Source organism: Vreelandella maris (assembly GCF_013371085.1).
In the GTDB taxonomy this organism is placed as follows: domain Bacteria; phylum Pseudomonadota; class Gammaproteobacteria; order Pseudomonadales; family Halomonadaceae; genus Vreelandella; species Vreelandella maris.
The window spans coordinates 18,331-34,846 of record NZ_JABWCV010000006.1 but is presented as its reverse complement, the minus strand read 5'-3'; the positions used below and the strand labels follow the sequence as shown (position 1 = coordinate 34,846).

Genomic DNA, 16,516 nt, shown 5'->3' with positions numbered 1-16,516 from the left:
CACTATCTATTTGCTAGGCTGCAACATAAAGGTCTGGAAGGTGAGCTGCTCAAACTCATGATCCAGTACCGCCAGCCCCACCAGGGAAACGAAGAGCAGTGAAACTGCATAGCCGTAGCCATAGAATACTGGCCCTAGCAACTGGCTAAGTAGCGTCAGCATTAAATTAGCTAATAAGAATAAGAAGCAGAGCCATAGCGCGGGTTTAAGCCGGTCTAAATAAAACAGTACGTTGAGTATGGCCATAAACAGCACTTGAATACCTACTGCGACAATATCGATATTAAAAAGAGGTAAATACCAGTGTGAAAAGCCTAGCCAGGTAAATAGCGCTGGGCCGCTGAGCAATAAAGCAACCACGGTTATTCCCTGCACTTTGAAGATATCGTAAATACCGTGCCTTACACTGGTCACCATTTCGCCGCGCAGCTCTTCGATATGTAAAAGCGTATCACCACCCCGAACGGCCTCGTAATAGGCGTGACAGCTTTCGGCAAAATTTGTCTCCATGCGCATAATAAATACCGCCATGCCCGGCACAATTGACAGGTAAGCTAAAAAGATTGGTAAATCGTAGATAGGCGATGCCCGCAACGGGCCAATAATCGATTCTGAGGTGGCAGGGTTGAACCAAAATACCAGCTTATCGGCCCAAATACCCAGCTGATAAAACAGCCCAATGGCTATTAATGAGTGCTGGCACTGCCCGGCGCGGTGGAGGTCAAAGGCCCATAAACGATTGCTTGGGTAGTGGCGAATCACCATGGTCAGCAGGGTAAAGAGTAACAAACTTTGGCCAATCACAAAGCCACCTAGCAAACCTACCAGACCGTAGTCTTTAAGTAGTAAGCCCGCCGCAAAGGTGGTGCCGTAACCACAGGCAAAGGCCAAGAGTACCTGGCGGTAGGCTTTAGTCCCCGCCACAAACACCGTGACACACCAGATCATGCTAAGCACCACAAAACTCATTAGCATTTCGAGCTGATAGAGCCAGGGTGTGTCTGCAAAGGTGAACCATAGCAACGCACCACCGATGCTGGATGCGGCGAGCACGATCAGTGTCAGCAGGCCAAATAAGTTGGGTAGAATGGCGCTATCGCGTTTCTCAAACAGCCGGTCAGCGACATAACGGGTAAACAAAAGCTGTACCAGCGAGGTAAGCAACAGCGAGCCTGCAACCAGCCACGTGACCGAGACCAAAAATGCTGTCACATGGGTGCTGTTCCCAGGGCTGGCAGCGGCAGAGAGCACTCCCAGTGCCATAACGGCCAGGATCGAAAGCACCCAGGGCCCAGAGCTGATCAAACCCGCGTAACCATAGGCGCGTATCAGGCTGAAATAACTATCCTGCCGGAGTAAGCGGCGTAGTTCAAAACCAATGCCAGCCATCAATTGTCTCCCATCGCGAGAAGCTAGCGCATGCCGAGCGCTGAAAAAAGGTGAGTCACAGTGATACCCGCCGGTGCGGAACTGGGTTCAATCACTTCTTCATAAAGCTGTTGGTAACGCGTCATCATTAACGCTTCGGTGTACTCGGCCTCTACCCGGGCAATGCCCGCTGCACGCGCGTTTTGCCAAGCGGTAGGCTGAGTTAGCAATAACTGCATCGCGTGGGCAGTGGCCATGGGGCTGGCAATGGGAACGATGTGCCCAGCCGCCTGTTGGTGTGCCGGGTCGCCAATGACTAGCTCGCGACAGGCACCCACGTCACTGCAAACCACCGGAATGCCCGCCGCCATAGCTTCCAGAACTACTAGCGGCTGCGCCTCACTGATGGAGGTCAACACCACAAGACGCACCTGGGCGAGTATCTCTTCAGTGCGTTGAAAACCCAGAAAATGAACACTTTTTTCTAAACCCAACTGAGCAACCAGGTCACGGCACTCCTGGGCATAGTCGGGGTCTTCGCTGTTCGGCCCAACAATCCACCCCTGGGCGTCGGGTAGCTGGCTAGTGAGTTGGCGCATCGCCCGAATAAATGTCTTGATATCTTTAATGGGTGTGACGCGGCCAAGCAGCGCCACAATCGGCTGCTGGTTGTTTGCCGTAGCACTGCGTAAAGGGGCGAAGCGCTCAATACTGATACCATTGGGGATGATGCGCGTACGCGCTTCGGGCGCCCCGTCCTGCAACTGCCGTAGGCGATTACCTTCGTGTAACGTGGTGATTTGAGCAGCACTGGCATAGGTCATCCGCCCTAGGCCTTGGAAGAAGCGGATCCACATTTGGCGAATATAGCCGGTATCGATTTGAAAACCATGGGAGAGCGCATCGGTAGAGCTTTTGATCCACTTCGCTTCCAGCAGATCGATTTGTCGCTCTTTGGTATAGATACCGTGTTCGGTAATCAACAGCGGCCGCTGGTGGATATGGTGTGCTAACGCACCTAAGAAGCCAGCATAACCCGTCGAGATCGTATGCAGACAGCGGCCTCTTGGTAAACCGTTGGCAATGCGCGCCAGCAGAAATAGCGGTGCGTGAATATTACGCACCGACCAGAAGTAGTCGATAAACGAAGGCTCGGTAACGTGTTCGAGGTAGTGATCAACAATATGCTGCCAAGCTGCCTGGCTATGCAGAAAATCCTCTTGGCTTAAACCGCCTCGCTGTCCAATCATTTTGGCCACGTCACACAGCACACGGCTTTGGTCATGAAGCGTTGGGTTACGCAGCGTTTCATGCAGTTCATGCACGGTATTGAACGTGCTTGGGCTGCCTTTGCGTGCTTTTATGGCATGTAGACTAGGCAGATCATCCATTAAATAGTGACGCTCTAAATGCACCACATTAGTCGGCCGCTCAAACAGAATTTCTCCGTAGTGGTCGGGGCGCCCGCCAATAAAGACCAGCGCAAAGCGTAGCTGAGGCAGTCCTCGAATCAGTTGATCCACCCAGGAGCTCACCCCGCCGCGAACCATGGGGTAAGTGCCTTCCAGCAGCAGAATCACATCTGCGGGGTCGTCACGTTTACCAAGAGTGGGCCAAGTCATCGCCAATACTCCATCACGGGGTACAGCACAGGGTGCTGTTGAGCGGAAGGGCTAAGCTTTAAAAGCTGCCCTCGAAGTGCACTGAAACGGTGAGTTTGAAACGCTAGCTCAGCCCGGTAGGGGACAAGGTCATCGTTATCCAACCCTAAGGCTTCACACTGCAAAAAAGCAGTTTCAGCGCCCGTAATATCCTTTAGAGCCAAGCACATGCGGCCACGTAGTAACTGTCGGTGGGCAGAGTTGGCGCTGCTAATCGCTTGATCAATGTAATGAAGCGCTTGAGTTAAATAGAAATGAGCTGTGCTGCCCTGGGCGAGCTTGAGGTAGTCATACTCCCAATTCAGCATGGCGAGTGCTTCAGCATGGTGGCCGAACGGGTCGCTGTGTTGTTCGCGCTTATGAGCCAGCCGCTGGATGCGTTCGTCCAAATCACGCTCGATGCTACTGAGCATGGAGTAGGCCAGCAGGCGAACGTCGTCAGTGGGGTCGGCCAGCCCCAAGCGCAGCAGCCCAATGGCCTGACGGGGCGGTAAATGACGGCAGGCCAAGATCGCTTCTTGACGCTGAACGGGGCTGCCGGAATAGCTTAGTACGCTGGTGAGTCCTTCGCGCATCGCCGTAGAGTCGGCTCTGGGAGGGATTAGCGGTCGGTAAGGGAGAGGCGGTAATGCCAGTGCTTGCCAGTGGACTGCATGCTGAGGTGCAGCAAAATAGAGTGCAGGCACTACGGCCAGCAATAAGCCTAGCAGGGCGATGCCTGGAAGCAGCAACAGCAGCAGGAAAAACAACAGCACAATGCCAAGGACTGGCCGCTGGTAGTGCGTTGGTAATGTTAACCGCAACCCTTCGGCTAAAAGCAGGCTACCCAAGCCGTGCAGGGCAAGCTGCAAAAGCGTAGGGAAGTTAAAGTCACCTGCCCAGCGGTAGGCGACCCACCCTTCAAAGCCAAGCCCTGCGGCCAACCATGGAAGGCTACTGAGAAAGGTAAACCGCGCAGGTTCGACAGCTTTAGAGGTGGGCATAGGACACCTCTTGATTAGCATGGCGAGGTAACAGTTTTCTAGCCGACAGGCGACCATCGATCACTTGGTAGGTAATGGTGATGTACTGGCAGTCTTCTCCCAAGCCGGGTTCTGAGGCGAAAATTTCCTGTAAGCGTTCTGCATAAATGGCAAAGGCACGTTGCTGCGTCAGCGGTAGCAGTACGTAAAGTCGCTGTGGGCGGCCCTCTTGGGTGACAACCCAACTGCGGTCAAGGCCTCGCTGCTGGTTGACCACGGTGTCAATAAGAGACTGAACCTGTGCGTTGCTGAGTTGGGAGGAGAAGTCGATGGTCACTAATAGCGAGGTCAGTTGGTACTCCCGAGCGTGGCGCACCCATTGGGCAACCACTGCGTGGCGGTCGTAGCTACTCCCCTGAAGTGTGTGCTGAGCGTGGTGCAGCATATCGCCTAATTGAGCACCCAGTACGGCAAGCAGGTGCAAATGGCCGCGATGAAAATCAATAAACGGCATGGCGGTAACGGCGACCACTGCGTAGATGCGCTCTTCTACATCAATAAGTGGTACGACGGCCAGTAGCGGTGCATTGTCAATATTGATGCCCTGCTCCATGGCGCTTCTAAGACAGATCATCCGGCGCTGCTCAAGGCATGCACGCAGCATAGGGTCGTTCCAGTCAAGCGGGGTTTCGCCACCAAACCAGATCGCTGACTGAGGCGTTAGGCGTTGGAGGTGATCCACCGGCAGCAGTGCCGCTTGTTGTATACGTGCGTGAAGCGCTAAAAAATTAAGCAACTCATTGCCGTGATGGGTCAAAGGTTCTTGGCTAGTGACGAGAGACTGAAATTTCTCCTCAAGGGCATTAAGCGCATCGCGCAAAGTGAAGGGATTCGCGGCCAAGCGCTCTGCCAGTTGGTCATGGGATACGCGCAGGAGCTGGTAGTGGCGCACAAACTCTTCCAAACGGGTGGACTGCGCGCGGTGGATAACCGCCATTTGCTGTAGCCGCCGTCGCCAGACATCCGCCATTTCGCCTGCCACCATACCCACCAATATCAGGGCGATAGCAATCGGTAGACGCTGAGCGCGGTCATTGATAAGGCTGCCGTGGTACCACCAGCCCTCCAGGCCCATCACAGCAACGCTTAACAGCGCGCTGCTGAACCCCATCGCGAAGCCGTAGCGCATGCCTACCAATAAGGGGGCAATGGCTAGCAGCCAGGTAAGCCCACTGCCCAACAGTAGCGGGTCGTCGGGATTGATCAGCCAGCCAATCATCGGTAGCGCCAGGGTGATGACCAGCGCTTCTAGTAAGCGCAGCCAGCGAGGCGCTAGGGCAGGTTGAAGTTCATCTATATGGGTGGCCATGGTGACTGACCTCACTACTGCAAAGGCAGCGTAGCGACTAACTCTGCCATTAGTTTTTGTGCCACGCCGCTAGTGGTGCTAAACCCCCACCCCGTGCGTGCGCCGCTGGCGCTCCACATAATCTCGCCGCTATTAACGTCGACGACTCGTAAGCTGATGCCGATGGCAGGCTCGCCATCTAACCCCGCTTTGTATTGCCACTCATCTACCGAGCCGGTAACGCCATAACGGACACCCTGCTGCTGTGCCCAGCTAAGAGCAGCTTGGTAGTCTTGGTCGCTGGGCAGCTCTAGCAGGCCCATAGGCGCCGTCCTGGGGGCTTGGGTTAGCGAGCGAATGCCCTGTTGGTGAAGCAGCGTCGTCAGGCTTGCTTCGGCCTTTTGTCCCGCCAGTGGCGTTTCAGAATGGTTGGCAAGGGGCAGCAGTGCCCAGGTGACCTGGCGATCAAGCGGTTCTGTGCGATGCACGTCCGTAACAGCGCAGCCGCTTAGAACTGTGCTAAGGGCTATGCTAAACAGCGCAAGCCATAACAGATGTCGTGATAGGTAAGTGCGCATAGCGGTATCTCCAGAAGCGCCAAGACGGCGCTGCAAGCAGTGGTTAAGGAAATGGCATCGCCGTTGGGTTGTCTGAGACATGGCTAGTGCCCTAGGAAGTATTGATAGGTGAGTGAAACGCCGAGATTGGTATCGCCATCACTCCCCGACCCTTGATCAGCCTCCAAGCGCAGGCTTAAAGAGTCGTTACCAAACAGGCGACTGCCTACCGCGAAGCGTGCATTAAGGCCGATGTCGTTATCCGGCAACTGATAGCCAGCCTCCAGCCCTAATTCGATAGTGGGAGAGGCAACATAGGGCGTTGTGCTATAAGGATCGCCGCGGCGCAAAGTGACGCCCATGCCCACAAAGCTTGATTGATCGGTCAGTAGATCATCAGGCTGAAAATCTGTCGGTAGCCGCTGACTTATATCGCCTGGTAAGTCATCGTCTAACGTGTAGTCGGCGTGGTTCGCCAGTAGGCTCACTTCTAACTGGCGGGTGGCGCCCTTTAGCAGCGCATGATGCAGCGCGGCCTCTACCCGATAGCCATCACCCAGACTGTTACGCGATTCGCGGCTGCGCAGGTTTACGTGGCTAGCATCCAGGGTAACGGTGTCACGTGCCGTTGGCGTCCACTCCAGCTGGGCACCGATGCGGTCTTCCACCGCGAGTAAACGCATCCGGTCATTGATGTCGGAGGCATGGCTAATCTCGCCATATAAGGTGCCTGCCAAGCGTGACGTGGCCTGCCAACGCTGGGCCGCCCGTCCATATGTCCGGTCAACGCTGTCTGTTTGCACCTGGCCTACGGTGAGGGTGGTATCGAGGCGTGTGCCGTTCCAGCCCAGGGTGAGCTCCGCGCCGCGCTCATCGGTGAGGCCTTCACTGTCCACCTGGGTAGAGGGAATATCCAACTGGCGTTGTACCAGCGCTAGCTCGCTCCATAAGCGCTCACCACTGACTTGATACAGAGCTTCCTGGGAGTCGATATCCAGATCACCCACACGCCGGTAAGAGGCGGTGGTGGCCAGCCGGTGCGGCATCTCATTGGCCAGTTCCACCATATCGAGACGTTGATCCTGGCCTGCATGGTTGAGTGATTCAGCGAGTGCTTGGGCATCTTGTCGGCGGTCTAGCTGGCGCATAATGGCTAAACGGTCGGTGAGTGAAAGGGCGCGACCGCTATCGCTATCAAGCAGCTGTTTAAGCGTATCGCGATCATTTTTTTCCAACGCCACGGCCAGCGTTTGCCAAGCGGGGCTGACGTGCCCCTGGGCTTGGGCGCGGAGCAGTAAATAGCGTGCATGGAGCGGCTGATCCAGGGTCATCTGCGCATCAAATAACCACTCGCTATCGCTTGGCTGGGGGGCTGTGTTTTCAAAGGCATCGGTGACCACTTGGGCGTACCAGCCGCTTACGCTGTCTGGCCCATGACGCTGAGCGACCAGTTCCATGACTTGAGTATGGTCGCGGCGCTGCTCAACGCTGAGTGGGGCTTCAAGATCGTTGATGAGCCCAGGCGAAAGTTCTTCCAAGGCGGCGACGCGACGTGTAAAGGCGAGGGATTCTTGGCCGCTTTGGCTGAGCGCATCAGCGTAATAAAGCTGTTGCCAAGCATTCAGTACGCCCGCCTCGTTGGCCAAGGCGTACCAGACAAGCGTTTGGCTTAGTTCACCCAGATAGCGGTGCCCTTCGGCCATGGCGCTCATCATTTGCGGGGTTTGCGCGGCCTGAGACTGCCACTCGCTAAGGCGCTGGCGCAGGGTGACGTCATCACCTGCGGCGGCCAGGGTGTAGAGCATGCCCGCCTGTAGGCTTGGGTCGTCAGGAGATAGTTCCAGCGCGCGTTGAGAGGCATTGATGGCATCATCAGGCGAGCGCTGAAGCAGTGCTTGTTGAGCAACCGCTCCCCAGTAGTCGGGCGATTGTGCAAACTGCTCGGGTGCTTGGTCGGCCATTGCTAATAGCGATTGGGTAAGTTCGCTTTGGCGTTCTCGCTGAGCCAGATAGAGCATTTGAATCAGCGCATTTCCATCGCGCTCCTGAGCCCAGCGGTGTTGGGACACCCGCATGGCAAGGTCAATATTACTGTTCTCTCCTGCGGTTTGGATTAAGCGTGCGGCACCGTCGGCATCCAACGCGCCCTGCTCAAACAGCGCTTGGTAGGCTTTTGAACTGGCGGCGCTATCACCCAGCTGCCACGCTAACCCGGCTCGCTGCTGCCAGTAATCCGTGGCGGGATTATCGCTAGGCGGGGGGGTATCTTCTAATAGTGTCAGGGCGCTATCAAGCTGCCAGTTTTGCGTTAATAGCTCGCTTTGAGCCTCGGCAAATTCAGGCCGAGGGCCGTACCGCGCGCTAAGTGCTGCCCAGCTTTCGCCCGCTTCATCCAAGCGTCCGGTTTGCTCCAGCCATGTGGCTAGCCGAACGCTTAACGCTTCATCGTGAATGCCAGCGGCTTGCCAGGATTGAATGCGCGCAATGGCGGCATCGGGGTCGCCGAGCTGTTCAAGCAAGTCAGCCCACAAACGGCGGTCTTCCATGGTGATATGGCGATTGCGCTCTAGGCGGGAAAGGGCTTGAACGGCCACCTTGCGATCACGAGCGCTCAACGCCAAGCTGATCACCCAGCGGTTGTGGCGCTCTTCGCCTGTTTGCAGCGCCAGCGCTTCGGCATTTTGCAGAGCGCCAGCCGTATCGCCAGCCCATTGCTGGGTTTGGGCGAGTTGCTCTAAATAAGCGGTATTCTCCGGGCTAAGCTGGCGCAACTGGGTGATCGCGTTAAGGGCACTTTGTAATTCGTTGAGTCCCAATGCGATGGTGACATGGCGTTCCAAAAACGAGATATCTGGCTGTAACTCTATTAGTTGCTGTGACCACTCCAGCGCTTGCTGTGGCTGCTCATGAGAAAGCGCTAAACGGATGCCCAAGTCGAGTAGCTCCGGGTCGTTTGGAAAAACTGAGATGTATTCCTGGGCGTAGTTGATGCCATCAGCCTGCTGGCTCTGCTGGGCTGAGCGCAGCGCCTCTAGCGCGGCAGCGCGTCGAGGGGATTCAGGCGAGGCATCCGTTTGCTGTGCCTGGGCGGGGCTAATCAACCAGCTTAGCCAGCCCAGTGTGACACCCGGCGTTTCTGCCACTTGGTAAGCGCGGTGCCATGCCGCCGCTGAGCGTTCTGGGTATCCTGCCCTTAACCACCAGTAGCCAGCCAGGGAAAGCCAGTGGTATTGGCGTTCTATATCCTGTTCTCCCAGGCGCTCATAAAGTGTAGCGGCCTGATGGGGGTGCTCAATGGACAGCCAATAAGTAGCCATCTCCTCTAAATACACGGTGGGAAGAACAGCATTTTCCTGGAACGTTAGCAGTAGCGCTTGAAAGTGTTGTACTGCGTGCAGACGTTCCGGTTGATCAAATGCTATTGCCGCCAGTAACTGCCACTCAATGCTAAGCCCTAGCCACTGAACGGACTTATCGTCCGAGTTTTGTAATGGCTCAAGAGTCGCTTTTGCCAGCTCAAACTCACCAACCTGGATAAACTTTTTCGCTAGGCTGATGCGTAGTTCGGTATTGCTAGGGTTGGCATTTAACAACGCCTGGGAGTAAAGAATCGAAATACGGCTGGGTGTGCCGTCACTGTTTTCAAGGCTAAGCAGGTGACGGGCGGGAAACAGCAGTATTAGCGTTAGGGCAATGACCAGCGCAATCAGTCGCAGCGTGACGGGCCGAATGAGCCGTCGTGGCCGCACCGCGGCGACTTTTTTAGTGGCGGTGTTTGGCTTAGCGTGAAGCACAGATCACCTCGATACGCTCAGCATGAGAACGTCCAAAGGTTAGTAATGTGCTGTTGCCGCGTTGTTCCTGGCGCGCATCAGCCTTTACTTGGCAGCCCTGGGTGGCGGCAAGCTCTACGTTTAACGGTACTTGTTCGGCGGCAAGGTTTAGGCTTATGTGTCGGGGCGAGTGTCTTTGCCACTCGGTAATGCGCCCATTGGCGTAGCGCAAATGGGGTGTTTGAGGTGGGTTAGTTGTGAGGTATAGTGTGGCGCCGCTCTCCCCTGAGAGTGCGACATAGCGGCCAGAGGGAATCTCACGAACGCCAGCCACATTGCTAGAGCGCTGCAGGTCTGGCCAACCCAAGGAAGTGGGAAGGCGCAGGGTGCGCATGTGATCTGCCCCTTTAACCATCCACCCGCCGTCTAGGTGCCGCGCAATACCGGTGTGGTACCACTGAGTGGCCACATCACTCCAGTCGCTAGCATATAGCGGCAGCGTCTCTTGGGTTAATACATATTCATATACTTGATGCAGGGCACGCAGTGCGCCTGGGCTTGCAGCTGAGTAAAAGTGGTAATAAATGTCAATAGGCTTTAAGCGCCGTGGTTGGTCGGTAATTTGATAGGTTTCAATGGCTCGACGGTATCCCCACAGCGGGCCCAGCATATAGTTGGTATAGACATTCTCGTTAATTTGCGGCGCGTACACCTGAAGGTAACGCCCCTGGGGCCGCAGCATGGGGGACACGCGAGTCATGGTCGGGTTGCTGTGGGTAACGCTGGTGTTACCTCCGTTCAAGTTGCGCAGCCCCAGCTCGTCAGCAATTGCCAAGGCCTGCTCGGGAGGTAGCGCATTGCCCGTCCAGAGCACTACCTTTACGGGTTTGTCAGCGGGTGCCAAGTTGCGGTTAATGTAATCAGTAGAGCCTTCAATTTCCCGACGCAGCGAAAATCGGTAGTTGGGAATTGGCATGTTGTAATTGAACTTGGCAAGGGTTTCGCCCTGGCCCGCCAAGTCGTTTTCCTTGAGGTTTTCCCACTCAAAGGGGTGGCTAAACGTATGGGTTGCTACCTCTACCCACGGTAGTGCGAAAATTCTCTGCGCTAGCGGCTCCAGAATAGAGCGATACTGCGGATAGAGGCCTTCCGGGCCTATTTCACCCTCAATGATGGATACCGTGGTAGGTACTTGGTAACGCATTAAAATATCGGAAAGCATCAGCTCGCCAGTGAATGGGGTGCCAGGAAGATCTGCGCGGCTGACAAAGGCATCCCCGTCGATCTGGGTCATCCAGTAGCGGGCGCCATTCTCCGTAGTGGCATCGGGAATGGGTATCTCAGGTAGCGCCAAGGCACGCTGCAAAAAAGCAAAGGGGTCTAGATTCCAGCGCTTTTGGTACTCGTTGGCTTCTTGAAATACCCATGGGTAGCTGGCTAAGCCTCCCCACGACCCTGTCACAATAGGCGCAAGTTGCCGACCATCTTGGTCGCGTAACGTTAGGTGGGCCGTTGTTAGCCCATTGCCGATGAGCTCATAGCCGGTTTGTGGCTCAGGCAGTGGCTGTGGTAAGCCTTCAAAGTTTGCAACGTCGTCATGGTCAACGACCGTCAGCCCTTGAGGGCTAATCCCGTACACCTCGCGTAGCCCCATTAAATTGCCTAGTGCGCCAGAGAGTGGAACGCCAGGAAGCCCAACGATAGCCGTCCTCAGACCGTGCTCCATTTGCCGCTGTAGCCAAGCGCTGTAGGCAGGCGCATTGGTTAGGGGCTGGCTAAACCAAGTGACAACCCCTGCATAACGGCCATGCAGCAAGTCGTTGGGTAAAGGGCCGTTAACATCCAAGTACTCGGCCCCATAGCCTAAGTACTCTAAAGGCATGGCGAGATACTGGTGCGCGCTAGTGTAAGCAAGCTCTCCTGCTTCGGTATTGGCTTTATCAAACAGAATCAATACCCGGCGCGGCATGGGCTCAATCAACCCCACGCCCATTTGATTCAACTGCGGCACGCTTACCCAGGGGATAAAGCCTTCAGCGTGAATTCGTTGCGCGGTTTCTCTGGCGAGCGCGCGGTTATTGGCGGGTACGTAGTCGATAGCGATAGCCGGGAGGCGATAACGGTCACGCACCTGAGTAAGCTGCTGATAAAGCCAGCTTTGATCCTCATCTGGCACGGCACCAAAGACGTTGGTGGAAGGGTTCCAGCCTTGGTAAAGCGACTCCGCCGCCACACCGACGATATCGCCATGCACATGCTCCAGTATTTCAAAGCCACGGTTCAACAGCAGTTGAATGCCGGGAAATTGCTCCCTTAATTCGTGAATAATCTCGATTAACGCTGCTTGTTGGCGTTCAGCCTCCGCGCCGTCAGGGGCGAATAAGCGGTAGCTGTCTAAGGTGTCCAGAAAAATGCCACGGTAGCCCGCGTCCCAGAGCGGGCGAACGTGCTCTTCAATAAGAAACGAACGCCAAGCAGGGTGCGTTAAATCAGCAACTTGGCTATCCCACGCATCGTTTTTGGTGACCAGAGCATCGCTGGGTAACGGAGTGTCAGTGTCGCGCCAGCTATCTAATTCACCAATGCTGACATAAGCAAAGGGCTGCCCACCGTGCTGTTTAAGCAAGCGTTGTTCGGTGGGATCAATATTCGCGGCTTCAACGACGATCCAATCAAACTGGGACAGTAGCTCAACGGGCGGTTCGTTACCGTAGTAGAAGGTTACGCTGGGCGCATTCGGTGCTTCATTGGCATATGCAAAAGAGCAGAAAAGCCCGTATAGCAAACACAGCAACCCGCGTATATGTGGTGTAGCCATCAGTACCACCTATGGGGTGATGAAAGGAGCACGCAAGGGGTTACTTAGGCTCTTATATTGACTGGCTCATCATGGGCTACATGCGATTTGCTTACATAATGAATCAGCTCGCTTAGGCCTTCTGTTAAGTTCCACTTTGGTTCAATCGCCAACCACTCGGTTAAGCGCTGGTTATTGCCACAGGAGTAACGGATATCTTCCGCATTAGCGGGTAGATGCTGTGGGGGTAAATGGCAGTTAGTGAGTTGGCCAAGTAGTGCAATCAAGCCTAGCAAATCAATCTGTTGGCCGTTCGCAACGTTACAAATTCCACACTGGGCACTCAGCAGCGCAGCCATATTGGCGCGAGCAATATCGCCGACATAAATAAAATCACGGGTCTGTCGTCCATCGCCAAAGACAACGGGGGCTTGGTGGCTCAGCAGTCGATCAAGAAAACGCGCAATGACGCCAGCGTAGGGCGAGCTTGGATCCTGGCGTGGGCCATAAACATTGAAGTAACGAAGCCCTAAACTGGGTAAGCCATGCAGGCTGCCTAATAGAGCGGCATAACGCTCATCTACCCACTTTTCTAGTCCGTAAGGAGATAGGGGCTGTAGCTCGGCTTCCTCTAACAGCGGCAGTTGAGCAGGGATGCCATACACGGCGGCAGACGATGCGTATACCAGTTTGCTGACCTTCGCGTTTGCTGCGGCGTGCATAACGTTAAGAGCACCTAAAATATTATGGGTCGCCGAGCCAATGGGATCTTCAACAGATTTTGCAACAGATACCTGTGCGGCAAGATGAAGGCAATGGGTCATGCCCTGCATTGCAGCTTGAACGTCATCTCTATCACGAATATCGCCTACCACTACTTCAAGCTGCGGATGTGTCGGAAGATTGCTTAAATGGCCAGAGGAGAAGTTGTCTAGCACCCGAACGTTGAAATTATTCTCAAGAAGTAGCTCAACGCTATGAGAGCCAATAAAGCCGGCACCACCAGTGACAAGGGCACGATGAGGATAAGTAGGCATATTGGCTCTCCCGGTTAGCACAATGCGCACGTTAGCTAACGTGCTACTCGGTGTGCTTGGAAACATTATGTACACTAAAGTTAAATAAATTTACATTTAGATACAAGCGCCGGGAGGCTGATATTTCTACAACGAGAAAATGGTTTTTCTAACAATAATGAGATAAGAGTTGCTGTATACAAGCACTAACAGCAGATAGCTGAGCTAGCCTGCTTCGCTGGCCCAGCCTCAGAAATAGTGTTTGATCAAGGTTAATAGATTAGCTTAACGCCTGACGCTCTACGCCATCCGCTGTACCCAGCAGTAGAACATCGGCGCCACGTGCGGCAAACAGACCATTGGTGACCACACCTACGATGGCATTGATACGCGCTTCCATGGCCACCGGGTCTGCGATCATGAAATCAAAGCAGTCGATAATCTGGTTGCCGTTGTCGGTCACCACTCCCTGGCGGTAGACCGGTTCTGCCCCTAGTGCGACAAGCTCGCGAGCGACATAAGAGCGTGCCATCGGTATGACTTCTACTGGTAGCGGAAAGTTGCCTAATTGATGCACGTACTTAGAGCCATCAGCAATGCAGATAAAACGCTCGGCGCAGGCCGCCACGATTTTTTCGCGGGTGAGCGCTGCGCCACCGCCTTTGATCATATGTAAGTTAGCATTTACTTCGTCTGCACCATCAATATAAAAAGGGACAGTGCCAACGCTGTTGAGCTCAAATACGTCAATGCCCAAGGCTTCAAGGCGCTTGGCGCTCGCTTCTGAACTGGCCACCGCGCCTTTAAAAAGATGCCGCAGCGGCCCAAGGCGATCAATAAACAGATTGGCCGTTGAGCCAGTACCAATACCTAAGATGGTATCCTTTTCCAGCTTAGGTTTAATTTCTGCAATGGCTGCATCCGCCACGGCGGCCTTCAGTTCATCCTGGTTCATAAAGAGTAAGCCTAGTGAGTCAGTCTAGTGTGAGTCAGTAAAGAGTTAATGGCGCTAGTATAGCGACCTAGACGCGACTAGGCGTAATCTGCTACCAATAAAAGCTTTTGTCCGTTCACGTTCTTCCCTTGGGATACCCGCATGCTCGAAGCAACCGTCAAAAAGATCCTCCAGGCCCGCGTTTATGAAGCCGCTTGTGAGACCCCGATTACCCCTGCACCCTTTTTGTCGCGTCGTTTCAACAACCAGATTTTGATTAAGCGCGAAGATCTACAGCCGGTGTTTTCATTCAAGATCCGCGGCGCTTATAACAAAATGGCGCAGCTCACCCAGGCGCAAAAAGATAAAGGCGTTATTGCCGCCTCCGCGGGTAACCATGCCCAAGGGCTGGCTATGGCCGCCAAGTTGATGGGCGTCAAAGCCGTCATTGTGATGCCGCGGATTACCCCGGATATTAAAGTTCAGGCGGTACGCGCCCGGGGTGCCAAGGTCATCCTAAAAGGGGATGCCTTTGCAGCGGCGGCCGAGCATGCGCAAGAACTCATCAAAGAGCACGGCTATACCTATATTCCGCCATTTGACGATATTGACGTGGTGGCTGGACAAGGCACCATCGGAGTGGAAATCTTGCGCCAGCATGCGGGGCGGCTGGATGCCATCTTCGTACCGGTGGGCGGCGGTGGATTGATTGCGGGGGTGGCGGCTTACGTCAAGTACCTGCGTCCGGATATCAAAGTGATTGGTGTCGAAGCCGAAGACAGCGCCTGCCTTAAAGCTGCATTAGAGGCGGGTGAGCGTGTGATACTCGACCAAGTAGGCGTGTTTGCCGAAGGCGTCGCGGTTGCGCAGATCGGCGAAGTGCCGTTTTCACTGATCCAAGGCCTGATTGATGGTGTTATTACTGTCAATACCGATGAAATGTGCGCGGCGGTGAAAGATATTTTTGAGGATACCCGTGCTGTGGCTGAAACCTCCGGCGCGCTCTCGCTGGCGGGGCTGAAAAAATATATCCAGCAGACCGGTGCCGAAGGCGAGACGCTGCTGTGTATCAATTCGGGGGCCAATACCAACTTTGATCGTCTGCAGCACATCGCCGAGCGCACGGAGCTGGGTGAGCAACGTGAGGCAATTCTGGCGGTAACCATTGCCGAGAAGCCCGGCAGCTTTAAAAAGTTTTGCCGTACCCTGGGCAAGCGCATGGTGACTGAGTTCAGCTACCGTTATGCCGATAGCAGTGAAGCGCATATCTATGTCGGTGTTCAGGTCAAGCCCGGTGGCGAAGATCGCCAGGCGGTGATTGATAAGCTGCGTGAAGGCGGCTACCAGGTGGAAGACCTGACCGATAACGAGTTGGCGAAGCTGCATATTCGCCATTTGAGCGGCGGTCGACCCAGCGAGCGCTTCGAAGAGGAGGTGTATCGCTTTGAGTTCCCTGAACGCCCTGGCGCATTGATGAACTTTTTGACCCAACTGCCCCACGATTGGAATATTTCGCTGTTTCATTATCGCAACCATGGTGCGGCGTATGGCCGAGTATTGGTGGGCATGCAAGTGCCTAATGGCGACCGAACCCATGTGGCAGAGTACTTAGACGCTATCGGTTACCGCTATTGGCGCGAGAGCGATAATCCGGCTTATCGGCTGTTCATGGCCTAGTGCTGGTCAGTAATGAGCAAAACGATGTGTGTAAGTGGTTGCTTACCCTAGATGCCAGAGCAGCCAGTAACATAACGTTACTAAAATGTTTGAAATAAGGTTGGAAAACATCATTCAAGTTGTTGTCAGTGGTGACCATATCGCCCTATAGTCGTGAGCGAAATTAAGCAAGTTTGCCACCCTGTTGGCGACAGTAAAGGGTGGCAGATTTCACACATTCGGTAACGACAAAGGTGTTGGAGAAGCGGCATGCGGCGTAAGAAGCCTGATATGGTAATGGCGTTGATGGTGGTGTTTGCATTAGGGGTGCTCGCGACCGGTTATGCACAGGCGTTGTCAGGTAGTTAATCTCCGACAACTGCGGCAGCTCCACTGTTTATCCGGGTAATAGATATCAGATGAGAAAGGCTGATCCTTGACTGG

10 protein-coding genes are annotated in these 16,516 nt (G+C 54.6%); 1 reads left to right on the top strand and 9 read right to left on the bottom strand.

Going from position 1 to position 16,516, the window contains the following annotated elements:
* Positions 1–6 precede the first annotated feature (6 nt).
* The 9 genes from pelG to rpiA form a co-directional block, all read right to left on the bottom strand.
* Positions 7–1,389: an exopolysaccharide Pel transporter PelG gene (gene pelG, locus HUO07_RS06475; protein WP_176302893.1), complete on the bottom strand. Its 1,383-nt coding sequence runs from the start codon at positions 1,387–1,389 to the stop codon at positions 7–9.
* Positions 1,390–1,412: 23 nt separating this feature from the next.
* Positions 1,413–2,990, bottom strand: a complete 1,578-nt coding sequence (pelF, locus tag HUO07_RS06470) for a GT4 family glycosyltransferase PelF (protein WP_176302892.1) — start codon at positions 2,988–2,990, stop codon at positions 1,413–1,415.
* On the bottom strand, positions 2,987–4,012 hold the full coding sequence (locus HUO07_RS06465; protein ID WP_176302891.1) for a hypothetical protein: 1,026 nt from the start codon (positions 4,010–4,012) through the stop codon (positions 2,987–2,989). Before HUO07_RS06465 ends, pelF begins: the two co-directional genes overlap by 4 nt.
* The gene (locus HUO07_RS06460) at positions 3,999–5,360 is read right to left on the bottom strand and encodes a PelD GGDEF domain-containing protein (RefSeq protein ID WP_176302890.1); all 1,362 of its coding nucleotides are present in this window, start codon (positions 5,358–5,360) and stop codon (positions 3,999–4,001) included. The genes HUO07_RS06465 and HUO07_RS06460 overlap by 14 nt, the downstream gene beginning before the upstream one ends.
* 14 nt (positions 5,361–5,374) lie before the next feature.
* The gene (locus tag HUO07_RS06455; RefSeq protein ID WP_246286515.1) at positions 5,375–5,998 is read right to left on the bottom strand and encodes a hypothetical protein; all 624 of its coding nucleotides are present in this window, start codon (positions 5,996–5,998) and stop codon (positions 5,375–5,377) included.
* 2 nt (positions 5,999–6,000) lie between these two features.
* The gene (locus HUO07_RS06450; RefSeq protein WP_176302889.1) at positions 6,001–9,690 is read right to left on the bottom strand and encodes a tetratricopeptide repeat protein; all 3,690 of its coding nucleotides are present in this window, start codon (positions 9,688–9,690) and stop codon (positions 6,001–6,003) included.
* Complete coding sequence (locus HUO07_RS06445; protein ID WP_176302888.1) at positions 9,677–12,487, bottom strand: bifunctional glycoside hydrolase/polysaccharide deacetylase family protein; 2,811 nt, start codon at positions 12,485–12,487, stop codon at positions 9,677–9,679. Before HUO07_RS06445 ends, HUO07_RS06450 begins: the two co-directional genes overlap by 14 nt.
* A 44-nt stretch (positions 12,488–12,531) precedes the next feature.
* Positions 12,532–13,503, bottom strand: a complete 972-nt coding sequence (locus HUO07_RS06440) for an NAD-dependent epimerase/dehydratase family protein (protein WP_176302887.1) — start codon at positions 13,501–13,503, stop codon at positions 12,532–12,534.
* Between the two features lie 259 nt (positions 13,504–13,762).
* Positions 13,763–14,437, bottom strand: coding sequence for a ribose-5-phosphate isomerase RpiA (gene rpiA / locus HUO07_RS06435; protein WP_176302886.1), 675 nt, complete (start codon positions 14,435–14,437; stop codon positions 13,763–13,765).
* A 141-nt stretch (positions 14,438–14,578) separates the two neighbouring features.
* On the opposite strand from rpiA, the gene ilvA reads away from it, so the two are divergent.
* A complete protein-coding gene (gene ilvA / locus HUO07_RS06430) occupies positions 14,579–16,093 on the top strand; it encodes a threonine ammonia-lyase, biosynthetic (protein WP_101145055.1) in 1,515 nt (504 codons plus the stop codon).
* The last annotated feature ends 423 nt before the right edge of the window (positions 16,094–16,516 follow it).

Coding starts and splice junctions, on each gene's coding strand:
- pelG (WP_176302893.1), bottom strand. CDS start 1,389: ATGGCTGGCATTGGTTTTGAACTACGCCGCTTACTCCGGCAGGATAGT.
- pelF (WP_176302892.1), bottom strand. CDS start 2,990: ATGACTTGGCCCACTCTTGGTAAACGTGACGACCCCGCAGATGTGATT.
- HUO07_RS06465 (WP_176302891.1), bottom strand. CDS start 4,012: ATGCCCACCTCTAAAGCTGTCGAACCTGCGCGGTTTACCTTTCTCAGT.
- HUO07_RS06460 (WP_176302890.1), bottom strand. CDS start 5,360: ATGGCCACCCATATAGATGAACTTCAACCTGCCCTAGCGCCTCGCTGG.
- HUO07_RS06455 (WP_246286515.1), bottom strand. CDS start 5,998: ATGTCTCAGACAACCCAACGGCGATGCCATTTCCTTAACCACTGCTTG.
- HUO07_RS06445 (WP_176302888.1), bottom strand. CDS start 12,487: ATGGCTACACCACATATACGCGGGTTGCTGTGTTTGCTATACGGGCTT.
- HUO07_RS06440 (WP_176302887.1), bottom strand. CDS start 13,503: ATGCCTACTTATCCTCATCGTGCCCTTGTCACTGGTGGTGCCGGCTTT.
- rpiA (WP_176302886.1), bottom strand. CDS start 14,437: ATGAACCAGGATGAACTGAAGGCCGCCGTGGCGGATGCAGCCATTGCA.
- ilvA (WP_101145055.1), top strand. CDS start 14,579: ATGCTCGAAGCAACCGTCAAAAAGATCCTCCAGGCCCGCGTTTATGAA.